Origin of the sequence: Actinoplanes sp. L3-i22, from assembly GCF_019704555.1 — a bacterium.
Lineage (GTDB): Bacteria > Actinomycetota > Actinomycetes > Mycobacteriales > Micromonosporaceae > Actinoplanes.
Window position 1 is genome coordinate 2225090 of the sequence record NZ_AP024745.1, and the last position, 18774, is coordinate 2243863.

The following is an 18774-nucleotide window of genomic DNA, read 5'->3' on the forward strand; positions in this document are numbered from 1 at the left end:
GGTCGGCATGGACATTCGCATTCACGCCAGCTTCCTCCCGCACGACGACGCCGAGGCCGCGATCGGCTTCTACCGCGACGTGCTCGGCTTCGAGGTGCGCAAGGACGTGGGCTACAACGACATGCGCTGGATCACCGTCGGGCCGAAGGGGCAGTCGGTCTCGATCGTGCTGCACCCGCCGGCCGCCGACCCGAGCATCACCGACGACGAGCGCCGGGTGATCGCCGAGATGATGGCGAAGGGCAGCTACGCCGCGCTGACCCTGGTCAGCGAGGACCTCGACGGGGTCTTCGAGCGGCTGGTGGCCGGTGGCGCGGACGTGGTGCAGGAGCCGGCCGACCAGCCGTACGGCATCCGCGACTGCGCCTTCCGCGACCCGGCCGGCAACCTGATCCGGATCAACCAAGCGGAAGCGTAAGTTTCACCACCGTCCCGCCGGTGGGGGAGTCGTCGAGCTGAATCGCCCCGTTGTGGCGCTCGACGATGCGCAGGCAGGTGGAGAGCCCGATCCCGTGCCCCTTGCGCGAGTTCGGGTCGACCTGCGCGAACATGTCGAAGATCCGGTCCCGGTGCTCGACCGGGATGCCGATGCCGTTGTCGGTGACCGTCAGGTGCCAGCCGTCCGGCTCGACCGAGCAGCTGATCCGCACGCGCGGCGCCCGGTCCGGATGGCGGTACTTGATCGCGTTGTCCACCAGGTTCTGCAGCAGCTGGCGGAGCAGCGTCTTGTCCCCGGTGATGATCGGCAGACTGCCCTGCACGGTCACCTCGGCGCCGGCGTCCTGGATCAGCGTCCGCAGGTCCGCGGTCACCTGATCGACCACCCCGTTCAGGTCCACCTCGCCGGGCTGGCACGGCGCGTGCCCGGCCCGGGCGTAGCTGAGCAGCGCCTGCACCAGCTGCTGCATCCGCTCGACGGCCCGGAGCGCGCCGCCGACCCACTTGGCGGCGCGCGCGTCCATCTGGTCGCTGTACTCCTCGTCGAGCAGGTCGAGGTAGCCGTGCGCCCCGGCCAGCGGCCGGACCAGGTCGTGGCTGACCGCGGCGGCGAACCCCTCCAGCTCGTCGTTCGACCGTTCCAGCTCGATCACCGCGGCCTGCAGCTGCTCCTCGCGCTGGGCCACCTCGGCGTGCGCCTGTTCGAGCCGGCGCTGGTAGATCCGGTCCTGGGTGACGTCGGTCAGGGCGACCACCGCGCCGATCCGTTCGCCGCTGTCCGCGTACAGGCCGCGGCCGGTGGCGATCACGGTGATCCGCTCGTCGGCGGCGGTCTCGATGATCATCTCCGCGTGGTCGATCGGCTCCCCGCGCATCGCCTGGGCCAGCGGCCCTTCCCCCGGGCCGAGCCGGGAGCCGTCCGGCCGGTGCAACCGGAAGTGGCGGCGCATCTCCTCGAGCGGCGTCGTCTGGTCGCCCTCGACGCCGGCCCACCGGCGGGCGGTCCGGTTCAGCACGGTCATCCGGCCGGTCTCGTCGGCCGCCGCGATCCCGACCTCGACCGTCTCCAGCATGGTGTCGATGAACTTGTGCGCGCGCTCGGCCCGCGCGGTCAGGTCGTCGGCGAGCCGGGCCTGGCGGCGCCGCTCGAACAGGCCGACCACGATCTCGCCGAGGTCGGCCAGCCGGGCCATCTGCCGCTCGGTGAGCGTCCGTACCCGGTGCTCCTCGAACACGCAGAGGGTGCCCAGCACGTACCCGGACGGGGTGATCAGCGACGTGGACGCGTAGAACCGGACGCTGCCCATCCGCCCGTCGACGTACGGATTGTTCGCGTACAACGGGTTCTTGCTGGCGTCCGGGATCTGGATCGTCTCCCCGGCCAGGAAGTGCACGTCGCACATCGACTCGCTGCGCGGCTGCTCGCCGGGCTCGAAGCCGATCGCGGTGAGCTGGCACTGCCGGTTCGCGTCGATCAGGTTCAGGGTGGCCTGCGGGACGTCGGCGACCATGGCGGCGACCCGCACGACGGCCTCCAGCTCGTCGTCGGCCGGCTCGTCGAGCAGCTGATATTCGTGCAGCGCGGCCAACCGGGCCAGCTCCGAGTCCGGGAGCTCGAGATCGATCAGAGCGGTCACGCACTCTGATCGGCACCTTCGGCCGAGCGGCTTAGCTGCTGCTATTGAAAGGACTTGATGAGCTGCAGCACGGCCGGGCCGATCAGGATCACGAAGATCGCGGGCAGCATGCAGAACATCACCGGGAAGATCAGCTTGACCGGCACCTTCTGGGCCATCTCCTCGGCCCGCTGCCGGCGCCGGACCCGCTGGTCCTGGGCGTGCTCGCGGAGGATGTTGGCCACCGAGATGCCCAGCTCACCGGCCTGCACCAGCGCGGTGACCAGGCGCTTCAGGTCACGGACGGTGGTCCGTTCGGAGAGCGAGCGCAGCGCCTGGGCACGGGACACGCCGAGCCGCATCTCCTGCAGCACCCGGCGCAGCTCGTCGGCCATCGGGCCGGTCAGGCTGCGTCCCACGTGGTCCATCGCGGAGTCCAGGCCGAGGCCCGCCTCCACGCCGATGACCAGCGCGTCCATCACGTCCGGCAGCGACCGCAGCAGCTGCTGCTGGCGCTTGACCCCGGCGTTGTACAGCAGCACCCGCGGCAGCAGGAAACCGGCGGCGAGTCCGAACAGGGCGCCGGACAGCCCGCCGGCGCCGCCCTTGACCGACTGGCCGACCGCGGCGCCGAACGCGCAGGTGGCCACGGCGCCCAGCGGCCGGACCCGGATCACCCGGCTCAGCGGCCAGGCGGCCGGGTTGCCGGCGTAGTCCAGGCCGTGGATCAGCCGCTGCCGGTCGCGGTCCGAGGTGACCGCGTCGCCGAGCCGCTCCACCAGGATCTGGGTGATCGAGCGGAGCCGGCGGATGTACGGGTGGCCGGTCTCGACCTGGATCATGCCGCTGGCGCCGTACTGGGCCAGGGCCCGCAGGATGCGGTCCCGGCGGGGGGCCGGCAGGGCCGCGGCGGTCGCGGCGAGCAGCACCGCGGCGGCCATCCCGACGGCGGCGGCGACGGCGATGACGTAGCCGGTCACGTCAGACCTCGACCTTGACCACCGCGCGCAGCCAGACCGCGCCGATCGCCATCAGCGTGATCGCGACGACCAGCATCACGATGCCGATACCCTGGTGGAACATCGGGGTCAGGTAGGTCGGCTGGGTCAGCCATATGCCGCCGGCGGCGAGGAACGGCATGGCCCCCAGGACGTACGCGGAGACCCGGCCCTCGCCGGACAGCGACCGCACGTGCCGCTGCAGGTAGGCCCGCTCGCGCATGGTGTCCGCGGTCGTCTGCATCACCTCCACCAGGCTGCCGCCGACCTCCTTCTGCAGGCGCAGCGCCATCACCAGCCAGATCATCTCGGCGCTGCGCATCCGCTCGCCGATGCGCTCCAGCGCGTCCTCGAAGTCGCCGCTGATCCGGGTCTCGGACAGGGCCCGGCGCAGCTCGGTGGCGACCGGCCCGTCGTCGTCGCGGACCGTGGCCTCGACCGACTGGTGCAGCGTGAAGCCGGACCGCAGCGAGCTGATCATGAGTTGCAGGGCGCCCGGCAGCTCGTCGGCGAACGACTGCTCACGACGCCGGATCCGGGCCTTGAGCACCGCGTTCGCCCCGAGGAAGCCGCCCGGCAGGCCGAGGATCACGCCGAACAGCGGGCTGAGCAGCGCGCCCAGCAGCACGGCCAGCCCGATCGCCGCGCACCCCCGGACGATCAGCCACTCCGACGGCCGCAGCGTGCCGCCGAGCCGGTCCAGCAGCGGGCCGCTGCGCTCGGCCAGCCGCAACAGCCCCGGATGCTGCTCGATCCGGCGGCCCTGGGCGGTGAGCAGCCGGCGCAGCAGCGGGTCCGAGCTCGTCTCGCGGTGCACCGAGAAGTGGCGCAGCGTGGCGAGCCGGCGCTGGATCGGCGTGCGCCCGAGCGTGGCCTGCAGGATCACGAAGACGATCACGAACACCGCGGACGCCGCCGCGGAGACCGCCGCGATCAGGGCGAAGCTCATGGCTCACCGCCGCCGGGCGGCGAACATGGTGGCCGGGAGGGTCACGCCGTACATCTGCAGGGTGTCGGTGAAGTGCGGGCGGATGCCGGTGGTGCGCAGGCCGCCGGTGCCACCGGGCAGCTCGGCGCCGGCCGACGCGTCGTACAGGAAAAGATCCTGAAGGGTGACCACGTCGCCCTCCATGCCCACCACCTCGGTGATGTGGGTGACCTTGCGGGTGCCGTCCTTGAACCGGTTGACCTGCAGGATCAGGTCCACCGCGGAGCTGATCTGGTCGCGGATCGCGCGGATCGGCAGGTCCATGCCGGCCATCAGCACCATGGTCTCCAGCCGGGACAGCGCGTCCCGCGGCGCGTTCGCGTGCAGCGTCGTCAGCGACCCGTCGTGGCCGGTGTTCATCGCCTGCAGCATGTCCAGCGCGGCGCTGTCCCGGACCTCGCCGACCACGATCCGGTCCGGGCGCATCCGCAGCGCGTTGCGGACCAGCTCGCGGGTGGTGACCGTGCCGCGGCCCTCGGAGTTCGGCGGCCGGGACTCCAGGCGCACCACGTGGTCCTGGACCAGCTGGAGCTCGGCGGCGTCCTCGATGGTGACGATGCGCTCGTCGGTCGGGACGAATCCGGAGAGGATGTTCAGGATCGTGGTCTTGCCCGAGCCGGTGCCGCCGCTGACCACGACGTTGCGCCGGCCGCGCACGCACGCGTCCAGGAACTCGGCGGCCGGGCGGGTCAGCGTGCCGTACTGCAGCAGGTCGCCGACGGTCAGCGGGACGGCGGCGAACTTGCGGATGGTCAGCGACGAGCCGTCCAGGGCGATCGGCGGGACCACCGCGTTGACCCGGCTCCCGTCCGGCAGCCGGGCGTCCACGGTGGGGCTGGCCTCGTCGACCCGGCGGCCGACCCGGGAGCAGATCCGGTCGATGATCCGGCGCAGGTGCGGCTCGTCGTCGAACTCGGCGGTGGTCTTCTCCAGGCGGCCGAACCGCTCGACGTAGACCGAGCGCGGCCCGTTCACCATCACCTCGGTCACCGACGTGTCGCGCAGCAGCGACTCGATCGGGCCGTGGCCGAGCACCTCGTCGACCACCTCGCGGGTGATCCGGGCCCGGTCCGCGCCGGAGAGCGGGGTCTCCTCCCGGGCCAGCAGGTCGTTGAGCGCCTCCCGGACCCGGGCGTCCAGGTCCTCGCTCGGGTTGTTGCTGTAGAGCGTCGGGCCCAGCTCGTCGGCGAGCCGTCGCTGGATCCGCAGCCGCACCTCGTTGACCTGGTCGGTGGGCTGGCGGCCGGCGGCCCGGTAGCGGTCGCCGCCGCGGGCCTCGGTGGGTGGCGCGGGCGTGGCGTTGGCGCCGCTCAGCCGGCTGGAGAGACTCACTGGAACAACCTTCCGAGGAAGCCGCGGCGCTTCTGCGGCGTCGTGTCGACGCCGGCCACCCGGTCGGCGAGCTCGCGGATGGCCCGGCTGACCGGATGCAGCGGGTCGGTCGTCGCGATCGGCTCGCCCTGGTTGACCGAGACCGGCACGTCCCGGCTGGACGGCACCTGCACGGCGAACGGCATCCCGACCGCCAGCTCCACCTCGGTCGGGCTGAGCCCGACCTGGGTGTTGGCCCGGTTGAAGACCAGCAGCCGCTTGTCCTTGGGGTAGTCGAGCAGGTCGAACATCTCCGAGGTGAGCCGGACCGACTTCAGCGTCGGCAGGTCCGGCGTGACGATCGGGATGAACCAGTCGGACATGTCCAGCGCGGCCAGGACCTGGTCGGTGACCACCGACGGGGTGTCCACCACGACGTAGTCGTAGAGCGGGCGGGCCACGTCCAGCAGCTCCACCACGAACTCCCGGCGCACCTGCTCGCCCTCGGCCGGGCTGGCCGGCGCGAGCAGGGTGTCCAGACCCGGCCGGTACGTGGTCACGATGGACCGCAGCCCGGGCTCGTCGAGCCGCCCGGCCATCTGCAGGCCACCGGCGATGCTGCGCTCCGGGGACAGCTTCATCATGATCGCCACGTCGCCGAACTGCAGGTCCAGGTCCATCAGCAGCACCCGCCGCCCGGCGCCGGCCAGCGCCACCGCCAGGTTCACCGCCACCACGCTGCGACCGCAGCCGCCCTTGCCGGCGAAGACCGTGACCACCCGGGCGTACGGGGCGTGGTCGCCGGCCCCGCGCATGCTGGTGCTCAGCGCCTTGGACAGGTCGACCGAGCGGACCGTGGCGTTGCGGAAGCCGTCGTCGTCCTCCTCGGCGATCAGCTCCCGGATGCCGGACTGCAGGGCCCGGAGCACCACGTTGGACTCGATCGTGGGACGGATCAGCACCACCCCGATCACCGGCCGTTGCAACCGTTGATAGGCGGTGAACATCAGCGCCTCGTCCAGGTCCACTGTCGCGCCGATCACCACGAGCAGGGTCTCCGGGTAGCGCGGCAGGTACGACTCCAGCTCGCTCATGCTCTTGAGCATCGTGCCGCCGATCGCCCGGAAGTCGTTGCCCCAGTGCGTGCGCCGCTCATCGTCCGGCTCGACGTAGACGTACTGGCTCACTTGACCACCCAGCTCGTGTCGACTGCCGGGCCGTTGCTCGCGGTGGCGTTCGGCCCGAGCAGCGCCAGGTAGAGCTGCCCGCTCTGGACGGCGTGCACGAGCCGCAGCGCGTCGGTGTCGTCGACGGCGAGGGTGACGACGTAGCGCTGGACCGCCTCGCCGACGTTGGTCCCGTTGCTGGACAGCGCCTTGTTGACGTTGCCGGCGACGGCCCCGCCGGTGGCCGATCCGCTCGGGCCCGGGGTCGGGCTGACCCCGGCCGGGGCGGACGTCGGCTCCGTGGTCTCCAGCGGCAGCTGCTGAGCCTCCCCGATGGTGATCACCCGCGCCTTGGGCAGCAGGAGCTCGGTCATCGGGATGGTCTCCTTGTCCTTCGAGATCAAGACCTTGACCTGGAACGTGTAGTAGACCGCGACCTGGTCGCCGGCGGTGATGTTGCCGGCCACCTGCGGCGCCACGTTCAGCGCCACCGAGACGGCGAGCGACTTGCGCGGCACCGGGATCCGCTCGGTGTGCGACGGCGACGGCTCCACCAGGACGAAGAGCGTCTTCATGATCAGCTGCTTGGGCTGCAGGTCGGCGCCGAGGCGGAGCCGGTCGAGCGCGCCGTCCCAGGTGCTGAGCGCGCCGCTGGGCACCGTGACGGTCGGGACCAGGAGCCGCTCGGTCAGGCCCCGGCTGCGGATCTCGGCGCCGCTGGTGCCGGTCGGGATGTGCTGCTTGGCGACCAGGATCCAGGTGCCCTCCTTGCCGCTGAGCGCGCGCCGGTCGGCGGTCCGGGCGTAGGACAGCACGGCCACCCCACTGATCCCGGCCAGCACGAGCGCCGCCAGGAGGATCAGGATGCGCCGTCGCATGTCCTCACCTTCTCAAGCACGGGTCATCCGGTCCGGCCGATCATCATCGCGCCGAAATTGGGCGAGGTCGCGAACTGGGTCGGTATGTGGCTGGTGATCAGAGTCTTGGTGAAATATCCGTAAATACAGGACTGCAGTGCGCACAGGGTCTTCTGGACGCCCGTCACGACCGACGGCAGCGAGGTGAACAGGCCGGTCAGCAGGCTGCCCAGGCCGCTGCCCAGGGTTTCGTACCCGGTCACCACGAACGGCGCGAAGCCGATCACCCGGTAGAAGGACGGCAGCAGGTTGAGCAGGGCCACGCCCCGGTCGAAGATCGGCACCAGCACCGGCTGCCCGGAGGCCACCAGCGCGTTCAGCCGGTTGATGCAGGCGGTCGCCGCGGAGGCGTTGCTGAGGCTGATGGTGAAGCCGCCGACCCAGCTGTCCGCCGACCCGTTGGTCGCCGGGATGTTGGTGAGCCCGCAGGTGGCGTTCGGTGAGTTGACCGCGACCAGCCCGAGCAGCGCCGTCGAGCCGTTCGGCTGGCCCAGCCAGGCCCAGCCGCTGACCGTCTCCGCCGGGTTGGTGGCGCAGGAGGTGGACAGGATGCCGTTGCTGATCGCGATGTAGTCGGTGGTCGGGCTGGAGAGGCCGAGCAGCGAGTACACCCCGGTGCCCTGCAGCAGCGGATTGAGCGCGCCGAGCAGCGGCGGGGCGAAGTACTTGGTGTAGTTGCCGGTGATCCGCAGGAAGTCGCACTTCGAGATGCCGAGCGCGAAGGTGTCGGTGACCGCCGGCACGCCCCAGGCGACCCGGCCGCAGGCGCCCATCTTGGCGCCGGTGTACGGGGTCCCGGCGATGCCCGACCCGAACAGCGGCGGGACCACCGTGCTGTTGTCGGCGTTCTTCGTGGTGGTGCGGACCTCGACGTATTTGAACGGCCCCGACGAGACCGGCAGTGCCGGGCAGGTGATCGGGGTGTTCCAGGCGCCGGGGCAGCCCGGGTCGAGGGTGGTGGTGCCGGTCGCGGAGACGGTGTAGATGCACAGCTGCATGTCCGAGTGGAGATCCTTGGCGTTCTTGTCGGCGTACTGCTGCGCGTTGTTCTTCTGCAGCGCGACCGTGCAACTGGCCGAGACCAGGTTGTTGTCGGCGGTGGCGGCGCAGGCCTGGGCGACCTTCCAGGACGCGGCGTCCGCGCCGCTCTGCAGTTGCTCCCGCTCGGCGTAGAGCGCACCGATGTCGATCACCAGCGCGGCCATGCCGAGCAGCACCCCGGTCCCGGCCAGGACGGCGACGAGCGCGGTGATCACCCCGTGCTCGCCCCGCGGCGGGAACAGGGCACGGATCAGCCGACGCACGACATCACGCCGGTCGCGCTCATCGTGATCGTCCCCATGGTCTGCCCGCCGACCAGGGTCACCAGCGCGATCATCGGCGTGATCGGCGTGTACGGCCGGGTCAGCACGACCTTGCTGTCGGTGCCGGCGATCGAGGCGGCGGTGCAGGGGGTGACGGTCTGGGTCACCGACGGCGCGGCGGTGGTGCCCACGATGCCGTTGACCTTCGCCTGCACGGCCGCGGCCGTGCCGTTGAGGGCGCCCAGCCGGGCGCCCTCCCGAGCCGCCTCGGTGAGCTGGATGTACTGCTGAAGCAGTCGCCCCATGTCGATGATGCCGAACAGGATCAGCAGCATCACCGGCATCACGATGGCGGTTTCCAGCGCCGCGGCGCCCCGGTCGTCCTTACCGCGCGGAACTCTCCGCTCCTTGGGCGAGAACCATACGCAGCATCCCGGCCAGCCGGTCCGCCGTATACGGTTTCGCGACGAATGGCGACCCGGCACGGATCAGCCCTTTCTTGATGGCGATTTCCTCCGGCACGCCGGAGACGTAGACAATCTTCATGCCGGGGCGGACCTCGGAGGCGGATCGGGCGAGCTCCCCACCGGAGACCCCGGGCAGGCCCAGGTCGGTGAGCAGCACATCGATCGCTCCGCTGTGCACTCGGCAGGTCATGATGGCGCTGACCGGGTCTTTCGCGACCAGCACGTCAAACCCGCGCATCTCCAGCATCTGTGCGGCGAGCTCACGCAGGTCCTCGTCGTCCTCAACGAGAAGGACGACCGGCCCCTGCCGCTCAGTGGCTTTCCACATCATTCCTCTCCTGTGCACGAGGAATCCGGCGACGACTGCTCCCGTCGTTGCCGTTCTCCACGCTATCCACCCGGAAGGGAACACCGTCGCTTATTCGGGAAATGGCCTTCGATGAGATCGGCCCGGTGTTACGTGCCGTCCGGCACCAATTGCCGGATGACAAATTCTGTGCGGCGGCCCGGATCCGGGGGTGAGCGGCGCCCGGAGCGCCCGCTGTGACTGCCCCTCGCGAGCCACAGCCGGCGCCCCGCGGGCCCGCGCCGGAGATCGCACACCACGACTGTCCGTGTGAACGCTAACTACGTTGCGCTGATGTCACGTTTCGCCCCGGTTACAGTTCGGGGTCTTGACAGATCAAGAGCGTCGATGGGTGAATGTGTTCAATCCTGATCGTACAAGTGATTGATCAACTAACGTTTGCGTGTGAAGCCGTTTGGCTTTGAGGGGGCACCATGTTCAATAGCGTACGTTTTTCGCGCCCTAAGACCGTCGCCGCCGCGTTCGCCGCGGCCGCCCTCCTGCTCGGCTCGGGCGCCTGCGCCAAGAGCGAGGACTCCGGCGACACCGCCGGCACCGGGGCGGCCCCGGCCGCCTCGCAGGTGGTCCAGTCGGCCGCGCCGGGAGCGGCCAGCTGCACCCTGGACCAGTACGGCGCGTCCAAGATCGACCTGAAGACCGCCACGGTCGGCTTCTCCCAGTCGGAGAAGGAGGCGAACCCGTTCCGGATCGCCGAGACCCAGTCCATCAAGGACGAGGCGGCCAAGCTGGGCATCACCAAGCTCAAGACCTCGAACGCGAACTCCCAGTTCAACAAGCAGATCAGCGATGTCGAGCAGATGATCGACGCCGGTGTTCAGCTGCTGGTGATCGCGCCGCTGAACTCGGACGGCTGGGACTCGGTCTTCGCCAAGGCGTCGGCGAAGCACATCCCGATCATCACGATCGACCGGAAGATCAACGCCACCGCCTGCAAGGACTACCTGACCTTCATCGGCTCCGACTTCGCCGAGCAGGGCAAGCGGGCCGCCGACGCGATGGCCAAGGCGCTCGGCAACAAGGGCGAGGTGGCGATCCTGCTGGGCGCTCCCGGCAACAACGTCACGACGCTGCGGACCAGCGGTTTCAAGGATGAGATCGCCAAGGTCGCGCCGGACATCAAGATCTCGTTCGAGCAGACCGGCAACTTCTCCCGGGAGGACGGGCAGAAGGTCGCCGAGCAACTGTTGCAGTCAAAACCGAACATCAACGGAATCTACGGCGAGAACGACGAGATGGCGCTCGGCGCGGTGACCGCGCTGAAGGGCGCCGGCAAGAAGGCCGGCGACGTCAAGATCGTCTCGATCGACGGCACCAAGGGCGCGGTGCAGGGCATCGTGGACGGCTGGTTCTCGGCGGTGATCGAGTCCAACCCGCGCTTCGGCCCGCTGGCCTTCGACACCGCGACCAAGTTCTTCGGCGGCGAGCCGGTCGGCCAGGACATCGTCATCCAGGACCGCGCGTACGACGAGTCGAATGCCAAGACCGATATCGGCAGCGCGTACTAGAGAGCGCTCTTTCAGCCGGCGCCCGGCTCGCCGCAAAGGCGGGCCGGGCCCCGGCGACCAGCACTGATCCGGCCGGCCATCGAGCCGGCAGCGAGGAAACCGGCACGGAGGAGGGCGGCGCATGGCGCTGCTGGAAGTCGCCGGCGTATCCAAGATCTTCCCTGGCGTGCGCGCTCTGGACGGGGTGTCCTTCACCCTGCGACCGGGCGAGGTGCACGCGCTGGTGGGGGAGAACGGCGCCGGCAAGTCGACGTTGATCAAAGTGCTCACCGGGGTCTACCAGCCGGACGCCGGCGAGCTGTACTACCGGGGTGCGCCGGCCCGCTTCGCCACCCCGCTGGACGCCCAGCGCGCCGGCATCTCGACCATCTACCAGGAGGTCAACCTCGTCCCGCTGATGAGCGTGGCGCACAACCTGTTCCTCGGCCGGGAGCCGCGCAACCGGTTCGGCCTGCTGGACGAGGCCCGGATGGTCCGCGAGGCCACCGAGATCCTGGCCGGCTACGGGGTCCGCACCGACGTGCGCCGCCGCCTCGGCACGCTGGCCCTGGGCGCGCAGCAGATGGTCGCCCTGGCCCGGGCCGTGATGGTCGACGCCCAGGTGGTGGTGATGGACGAGCCCACCTCGTCGCTGGAGCCACGCGAGGTGGAGACGCTGTTCGGGGTGATCCGCGAGCTGCACACCGCGGGCATCGGCATCATCTACGTCTCGCACCGGCTGGACGAGCTCTACCAGGTGTGCGACGCGGTCACGATCCTGCGCGACGGCAAGCTCGTGCACACCGGGAAGATGGCCGACCTGGAGCGCCGCAAGCTGGTCTCGCTGATGCTCGGCCGCGAGTTCGGCGAGGACTTCACCAGCTTCAAGGAGGAGGAGAGCCCCGAGCTCTCGGCGAAACCCCCGGTGCTCCGGGTGAGCGGCCTGACCAGCCGACCCCGGCTCAACGACATCAGCTTCGACGTACGGCCCGGTGAGGTTGTCGGGCTCGGCGGACTGCTCGGCGCCGGCCGCAGCGAGACCGTCAAGGCGATCGGCGGCGCCTACCCGGTGGACTCCGGCGAGATCGAGGTCGGCGGCGTCAAGCTGGGCCGGCCGAGCACGGTCCGCGCGGTGCGCGCCGGGGTCGCCACCCAACCCGAGGACCGCAAGGCCGAGGGCATCGTCGCCGGCCTGTCGATCCGGGACAACATCGCCCTCGCGATCCTGCCCCGGATGACCACGATGGGCCTGGTCAGCGACAAGAAGATCGACGCCGTCGTGGCCACCTACATGACCCGGCTGCGGATCAAGGCGTCCAGCCCGGACCAGGTCGTCGGCGACCTGTCCGGCGGCAACCAGCAGAAGGTGCTGCTCGCCCGGCTGCTCGCCACCGGCCCGAAGGTGCTGCTGCTGGACGAGCCGACCCGGGGCATCGACGTCGGCGCCAAGGCCGAGGTGCAGGCGCTGATCGACGAGCTGGCCGCCGAGGGACTGGGCGTCGTGCTGGTCTCCTCGGACGCCGAGGAACTGGTCGAGGGCTCGGACCGGGTGGTGGTGCTGCGCGACGGCGCGGTGGTCGGCATCCTCACCGGCGACCGGGTGACCACCGAGGCCCTGATGGCCACGATCGCGGAGGCCGCGGATGACCACTGAGACCCTGTCCCGCCCACGGGCGGCGTTCAACCCGGCGTGGCTGCCGCGCTACGGCGTCTACGCCGCGATCGTGCTGCTGATCGTCGTCAACATCGCCTTCACCCCGTACTTCCTGACCTTGAGCAACCTGCGGATCCAGCTGATCCAGGCGGCGCCGGTGGTGATCGTCGCGCTGGGGATGGCCCTGGTGATCGGCACCGAGGGCATCGACCTGTCGGTCGGTTCGGTGATGGCGCTCGCGGCCGCCTTCATCCCCCTCTACCTCGGGTACGGCGTCCTCGCCGCGATCATCGTCTCGCTGCTGGCCGGCGTCGCGATCGGGCTGATCAACGGCGTCCTGGTCGCGAAGGTCGGCCTGCAACCGATCGTGGCCACCCTGGCCCTGTTCGTCGGCGGCCGCGGCCTGGCCGTGGTGATCTCCGGCGGTCAGCTCAAGGACATCCGCAACGACGACCTGCTCTATCTCGGCTCGGGTGACTTCCTGGGCGTGCCGGTGCTGGTCTGGATCGCGGCGCTGCTGGTGCTCGTGGTCGCGTTCGTGATCCGGCGCACGGTGTTCGGCCGGCGGCTGCTGGCGGTCGGCGGCAACCGGCCCGCCGCGGAGCTGGCCGGCCTGCCGGTCAAGCGGGTGCTGATCGGCGTCTACGTGTTCTGCGCGGTGCTCGCCTCGATCGCCGGCCTGCTGTCGGTGGCCCGCATCCAGTCCAGCGACGCCTCGGCGGTCGGCCTGCTGATCGAGCTCTCGGCGATCACCGCGGTGGTGGTCGGCGGGACGCCGCTCACCGGCGGCCGGGTCCGGGTGCTCGGCACCGTGGCCGGCGCCCTGCTCATGCAACTGGTGGTCGCCACCATGATCAAACACGATCTCCCGCCGTCCACCACCGAGATGGTGCAGGCCGTGATCATCCTGGTCGCGGTCTACGTGGCCCGGGAGAGGAGGACCCGGTGACCATGTCGATCTCCCTGCCCGCTTTCGACAAGGGCGGCGTGGTGCAGCGCCAGGGCGCACTCGCGGTGCTGGTCACCGTGGTGGTGATCAGCCTGGCCGCGTTCCCGGGGTTCCGCAGCGCGGACAACGCCGGGACGATCCTGGTCGCCGCGGCGCCGCCGATGCTGATCGCGCTCGGCATGACCTTCGTGATCATCACGGGCGGCATCGACCTCTCGGTCGGCTCGCTCTACGTGCTCGGCGGGGTGATCGCCGCCTGGGCCTCGCAGTACGGCGTCGTCGCCGCGCTGGCCGCGCCGCTGCTGGTGTGCGGGGCCATCGGCGTACTCAATGGGATTTTGATCTCGAGAACCGGGATGGCGCCCTTCATCGTCACCCTCGCCGCCCTCCTCGGCGCCCGCGGGCTGATGCGCAGCATCAGCGACGAGGGCTCGACCACCTTCCTGGTCCGCAGCGACGTCTTCCACGACCTGGGCACCGGCTCGCTGCTCGGGATCGGCTACCCGGTGTGGCTGGCCGTCGTCCTGGTCGGACTCGGGGTCCTGGCGCTGAACCGGACCCGGTTCGGGCACGCCGTGCACGCCATCGGCGGCAGCGAGGACGCCGCCGCGCTGATGGGCCTGCCGGTCCGCCGGATCAAGGTCTGGGTGTACCTGCTCTCCGGCCTGCTCGCCGGGCTGGCCGGGGCGATCAACGCGGCCAAGCTCGGCTCCGGCGTCACCGTGCTCGGCAGCGGCATGGAGCTCGACGCCATCGCCGCCGTGGTGATCGGCGGCACGCTGCTCACCGGCGGTTCCGGATCCATCGCCGGAACGGTCGCCGGGGTGTTGCTGCTCGGCGTGATCCAGAACCTGATCAACCAGGTCGGCAACGTCAACAGCAACTGGCAACAGGTGATCAGCGGCACGTTCCTCGCCGCGGTCGTCGTGGTCCAGACCTATCTGGTCCGGTCCCGAAGAACCTAGTCCGCTCCCGCCGAACCGAAGGAGCTCCATGCCCCGCCTCGTCCTCCGAGCGGTGGCCGCACTCGCCCTGGTTGCCGGTGGTCTCGTCGCCACCGGCAGCCCGGCCGCGGCCGTCACCCCCAAGACTCCGCCGCTCACCACCCCGTGGACCGGCCAGGTCTCCACCACCAACCCGCTCCCCGAGTACCCGCGCCCGCAGATGGTCCGCGCGGACTGGCAGTCGCTGAACGGCGAATGGCAGTTCCTGAACCCGGACACCGTCGACCGCAACGCCGCCCCGCCGATCGGGCAGACGCTGCCGGAACGGATCCTGGTGCCGTACCCGGTGGAGTCCGCGCTCTCCGGGATCATGCGCAACGACGCCCGCGACCTGATGTTCTACCGCCGCACGTTCACCGTGCCGACCGGCTGGACCGGCCGCCGGGTGCAGCTGCACTTCGGCGCCGTCGACTACGAGGCCACGGTCTGGGTCAACGGCCGGCAGGTGGCCACCCACAAGGGCGGCTACGACCGGTTCGAGGTGGACATCACCGACGCGCTGACCAGCGGGAACAACGAGATCATCGTACGGGTCTACGACCCCACCGACGGTCGCGGCGAGGAGCAGCCGGCCGGCAAGCAGACGAACAACCCGAGCGGCATCTTCTACACGCCCAGCTCGGGGATCTGGCAGACGGTCTGGCTGGAGCCGACCGCGCCGACCTCGATCTACTCGGTCGACATTTATCCGAATATTTCCGCCAAAACGGTCAGGGTGCGCGTATTCACCCGCGGCAACACCGCCGGACATACCGTGCTCGCGGAGTCGATGGCCGGCGCGACCGTGATCGGCAGCGCCACCGGCGGCTTCACCGACTTCACGGTGCCCGTCCCGAACGCGCGGCTCTGGTCACCGGATGACCCCTATTTGTACAATTTGCGGGTCTCGCTCCGAAATTCCGCGGGGACAACCGTCGACCAGGTCACCAACTACTTCGGCATGCGCGAGGTCGGCACCAAGCTGGTCAACGGCGTCCTCCGCCCCACCCTCAACGGCGAGTTCGTCTTTCAGGCCGGCACCCTCGACCAGGGCTTCTGGCCCGATGGCCTGTACACCGCGCCCACCGACGCGGCCCTGGCCTCGGACCTGCAGAAGCACAAGGACCTGGGCTTCAACATGGTCCGCAAGCACATCAAGGTGGAGCCCGCCCGCTGGTACTACTGGGCGGACCGGCTCGGCCTGCTGGTCTGGCAGGACATCCCGTCCGGCGGGGACGCCACCAAGAGCGCCGCGCAGATCGCCGAGTACGAGTCCGAGGCCCGCGAGATCATCGACGAGCACCGGGCGTTCCCGTCGGTGATCACCTACGTGCCGTTCAACGAGGGCTGGGGCGAGTGGAACCTGGCCGACACCCAGCGGATCACCCGGGACCTGAAGGCGTACGACCCGACCCGGCTGATGAACCCGCACAGCGGCTTCAACTGCTGCGCCTCCAAGGGCGACCCGGGCACCGGCGACATCATCGACTGGCACATGTACACCGGCCCGGACTCGCCGACGCCCAGTTCGTCGCGGGTGGCGATCCTGGGCGAGTTCGGCGGCCTGGGACTGCGCACGCCAGGGCACGAGTACAGCCCCAACGGGCAGTACTTCGCCTACGAGCAGATGTCGTCGGGCGCGCAGCTCACCGACCGCTTCACCGGCATGATCCGGGACTCCGAGCGGCTGATGACCTCGAAGGGCCTGTCCGGGTTCGTCTACACCGAGATCACCGACGTGGAGGGCGAGTACAACGGGCTCTACACCTATGACCGCCAGGTGCAGAAGGTGGACACCGGTCAGGTGCGGACCGCGCTGACGAACCTGATCAACGCGTCGAAGAGCCAGAACGCCGCCGTGCCGCTCACGCTCGGGCACGTCCGGTCGTTCCGGGTGACCACGGCCGGGTACACCGACCGGTACCTGCGGCACGCGAACTCGCTGGCCCGCACCGATGTGATCAGTGGGGACACCGCGCGGCAGGACGCTTCGTTCCGTACCGTCGCCGGTCTTTCCGATCCTCGGTGTTATTCGTTCGAAGCGGTCAACTTCCCGGGCCGGTTCCTGCGGCACGCGAACGGGCAGGTCCGGATCGACACGGACACCGGCGGCACGTTCCGGGGCGACGCCACCTGGTGCTCGCGGGCCGGTCTCGCGGCCGGCGGGGCGTCGTTCGAGTCGGCGAACGTGCCGGGCTCGTTCCTGCGGCACCAGTCGGAGAACGTGGTGCTCGGCGTGAACGACGGCTCCGCCGGGTTCGCCGCCGACGCCACCTGGAACGTCGCCGACCCGGCACAGTGGCGCAGCTCGGTGCTCCTGCCCTTCGACGTGCGGCGCTCGCTGCAGGTCACCACCTGGGGCTTCACCGACCGGTACCTGCGGCACGCGGACAGTCTCGGCTGGACCGAGCACGTCGACGCCGGCAGCGCCGCGCTGCTGAAGAACGACGCCACCTTCACCCTGCGGCACGGCCTGGCCGACTCGTCCTGTTACTCGTTCGAGTCGGTGAACGTCCCGGGCCAGTTCCTGCGGCACGCCGACAGCCGGATCCGGCTGGCCGCCGGCGACGGCTCGGCGCTGTTCGCCGCGGACGCCACCTTCTGCGCCCGCCCCGGTCTGGGCGGCACCGGGGTGACCTTCGAGTCGATCAACATCCCGGGGTCCTACCTGCGGCACTTCGACTCGCAGGCCTGGATCTCGGCCGGCACCGCGGACGGCCGCAACCGCCCGCAGCAGCTCTCCGCCGACGCCTCCTGGACGGTGACGAACGGCTGGGCCTGACCGAACGGAGGTCCGGGCAGGGGCGTAGGTTCCGGGGATGACGCCGGTTCGGGGCACGCTGGTCAGGCCGATCCTCGCGTGGGTGATGCTGCTCGCCGGCTTCGCCGCGATCGCCGGGTCGTTCCTGCCCTGGGCCTACATCGACTTCCCCGCCGAGGGCCGCAGTCAGGTCTCCGGAAGCCTCGTGTCGGACCTGATCACCGCGTTCTTCGGGGTCGTGCTGGCCGGCTACGCGGTGCCGGTGCTGCGCGGCGAGCGCCTGCCGATCCCGGAGACGGTCGTCGCGACCGGCTCCGGGCTGATCCTGGTGCTGCTCGCGGCCTGGGACAGCCGGCACCTGCTGTCGATGACCGCCGCGCTGGTCGCCGACGACACCGGCGCCGGCACCGGGCCCGGCCTGTGGCTGTGCGGGATCGGCGGCCTGGCCGGCGCGATCGCGGCGCTCGCCCTGGCCGGCACGCACCGCCGGACGGATCAGAACCGGATCTCGGCGGCCAGCGGCAGGTGATCGCTGCCGGTCCGGGGGAGGGCGGTCAGTCGGGTGACCGTCATCGACCGGGCCAGCACCTGATCGATCCGGGCGACCGGGGTGGACGCCGGCCAGGTGAGCGCGAAGTCCGGCGGCGGCTCGCTCAGCGGGTGCAGGCCGCGGTCGTACACCGTGGTGTTCAGATCGCCGAGCACCAGCAACCGGGCCGCGGGGTCCGCGTCGACCAGCGCGTTCAGCTTTCCGGCGCTCTCGTCCCGCCGCCCCGAGGTCAGGCCGGTGACGCCGATCCGCACCGACGGCAGGTGGGCGACGTAGACCGCGACGTCCCCGGCCGGGAGATGGGCGACCGCCCGTAGCCCGCGATTCCAGTCCGCCCCGAGGTCGTGCGGCCGGATGTCGATCGCCGCCTCGGCGGTGAGCGGATAGCGGGACCACAGCCCCACGGTCCCCCGCACGGTGTGGAACGGCAGCTCCGCGTCGAGCACCCCGGCGTAGGCCGGCACCGCCGCCGGCAGCAGCTCCTCCAGCGAGACCAGGTCGGGATGCGCCGCGAGCAGCGCGCGGGCGGTCCCGGCCGGGTCCGGGTTCTCGTCGCTGACGTTGTGCTGCACCACGATCAGATCGGGCGTGCCGGTGTCGCGGGGGAGCAGGTACCCGCCGAAAGTGATCAGCCAGGCGACCAGCGGCAGCAGCGTCGCCGCGAGCCCCAGCAGCGAGCGCCGCAGCGTCGCGAGCAGCAGCAGGACCGGCACCGCCAGGCCGGCCCAGGGCAGGAACGCCTCGATCAGGTTGCCGTGCGGGATGAGACGGTGACCCAGGATGACCGTGAATGTCAGCACCGCGACCCACAAGATCGGCAT

At 70.5% G+C, this 18774-nt stretch carries 17 protein-coding genes; 7 read left to right on the forward strand and 10 right to left on the reverse strand.

Going from position 1 to position 18774, the window contains the following annotated elements:
- Nucleotides 1-7 precede the first annotated feature (7 nt).
- The gene (locus L3i22_RS10165) at nt 8-418 is read left to right on the forward strand and encodes a VOC family protein (RefSeq protein ID WP_221326707.1); all 411 of its coding nucleotides are present in this window, start codon (nt 8-10) and stop codon (nt 416-418) included.
- Here L3i22_RS10165 and L3i22_RS10170 read toward each other — a convergent pair.
- From L3i22_RS10170 to L3i22_RS10210, 9 genes are read right to left on the reverse strand one after another with little or no spacing between them, the layout of a single operon-like run.
- On the reverse strand, nt 399-2075 hold the full coding sequence (locus L3i22_RS10170) for an ATP-binding protein (protein WP_255658095.1): 1677 nt from the start codon (nt 2073-2075) through the stop codon (nt 399-401). The genes L3i22_RS10165 and L3i22_RS10170 overlap by 20 nt on opposite strands.
- A gap of 41 nt (nt 2076-2116) precedes the next feature.
- Nucleotides 2117-3034, reverse strand: a complete 918-nt coding sequence (locus L3i22_RS10175; protein ID WP_221326708.1) for a type II secretion system F family protein — start codon at nt 3032-3034, stop codon at nt 2117-2119.
- A 1-nt stretch (nt 3035) separates the two neighbouring features.
- A complete protein-coding gene (locus L3i22_RS10180) occupies nt 3036-4001 on the reverse strand; it encodes a type II secretion system F family protein (RefSeq protein ID WP_221326709.1) in 966 nt (321 codons plus the stop codon).
- Nucleotides 4002-4004: 3 nt separating this feature from the next.
- A complete protein-coding gene (locus L3i22_RS10185) occupies nt 4005-5372 on the reverse strand; it encodes a CpaF family protein (RefSeq protein ID WP_221326710.1) in 1368 nt (455 codons plus the stop codon).
- Complete coding sequence (locus L3i22_RS10190; RefSeq protein WP_221326711.1) at nt 5369-6538, reverse strand: P-loop NTPase; 1170 nt, start codon at nt 6536-6538, stop codon at nt 5369-5371. Before L3i22_RS10190 ends, L3i22_RS10185 begins: the two co-directional genes overlap by 4 nt.
- Complete coding sequence (locus L3i22_RS10195) at nt 6535-7395, reverse strand: RcpC/CpaB family pilus assembly protein (RefSeq protein WP_221326712.1); 861 nt, start codon at nt 7393-7395, stop codon at nt 6535-6537. Before L3i22_RS10195 ends, L3i22_RS10190 begins: the two co-directional genes overlap by 4 nt.
- A 23-nt stretch (nt 7396-7418) precedes the next feature.
- Nucleotides 7419-8738: a Tad domain-containing protein gene (locus tag L3i22_RS10200; protein ID WP_221326713.1), complete on the reverse strand. Its 1320-nt coding sequence runs from the start codon at nt 8736-8738 to the stop codon at nt 7419-7421.
- On the reverse strand, nt 8726-9223 hold the full coding sequence (locus L3i22_RS10205; protein WP_255658096.1) for a TadE/TadG family type IV pilus assembly protein: 498 nt from the start codon (nt 9221-9223) through the stop codon (nt 8726-8728). The genes L3i22_RS10200 and L3i22_RS10205 overlap by 13 nt, the downstream gene beginning before the upstream one ends.
- The gene (locus L3i22_RS10210; protein WP_221326715.1) at nt 9123-9533 is read right to left on the reverse strand and encodes a response regulator; all 411 of its coding nucleotides are present in this window, start codon (nt 9531-9533) and stop codon (nt 9123-9125) included. Before L3i22_RS10210 ends, L3i22_RS10205 begins: the two co-directional genes overlap by 101 nt.
- A gap of 452 nt (nt 9534-9985) precedes the next feature.
- Between L3i22_RS10210 and L3i22_RS10215 the strand changes: the two genes are divergently transcribed.
- From L3i22_RS10215 to L3i22_RS10240, 6 genes are all read left to right on the forward strand, one after another.
- Nucleotides 9986-11077, forward strand: coding sequence for an ABC transporter substrate-binding protein (locus L3i22_RS10215; RefSeq protein ID WP_221326716.1), 1092 nt, complete (start codon nt 9986-9988; stop codon nt 11075-11077).
- 121 nt (nt 11078-11198) lie between these two features.
- Nucleotides 11199-12710, forward strand: a complete 1512-nt coding sequence (locus tag L3i22_RS10220; protein WP_221326717.1) for a sugar ABC transporter ATP-binding protein — start codon at nt 11199-11201, stop codon at nt 12708-12710.
- Nucleotides 12700-13659 carry an ABC transporter permease gene (locus L3i22_RS10225; protein WP_221326718.1) on the forward strand — a complete coding sequence of 320 codons (960 nt, stop codon included), beginning with the start codon at nt 12700-12702 and terminating at the stop codon, nt 13657-13659. The genes L3i22_RS10220 and L3i22_RS10225 overlap by 11 nt, the downstream gene beginning before the upstream one ends.
- Nucleotides 13660-13661: 2 nt before the next feature.
- Complete coding sequence (locus L3i22_RS10230) at nt 13662-14624, forward strand: ABC transporter permease (protein ID WP_221329896.1); 963 nt, start codon at nt 13662-13664, stop codon at nt 14622-14624.
- Between the two features lie 28 nt (nt 14625-14652).
- Nucleotides 14653-17424, forward strand: coding sequence for an AbfB domain-containing protein (locus L3i22_RS10235; RefSeq protein WP_255658097.1), 2772 nt, complete (start codon nt 14653-14655; stop codon nt 17422-17424).
- Nucleotides 17425-17461: 37 nt separating this feature from the next.
- Nucleotides 17462-17932: a hypothetical protein gene (locus L3i22_RS10240; RefSeq protein ID WP_221326719.1), complete on the forward strand. Its 471-nt coding sequence runs from the start codon at nt 17462-17464 to the stop codon at nt 17930-17932.
- On the opposite strand, the gene L3i22_RS10245 is transcribed toward L3i22_RS10240, so the two are convergent.
- On the reverse strand, nt 17899-18774 hold the full coding sequence (locus L3i22_RS10245; protein ID WP_221326720.1) for an endonuclease/exonuclease/phosphatase family protein: 876 nt from the start codon (nt 18772-18774) through the stop codon (nt 17899-17901). The two genes, L3i22_RS10240 and L3i22_RS10245, sit on opposite strands and share 34 nt — an antisense overlap.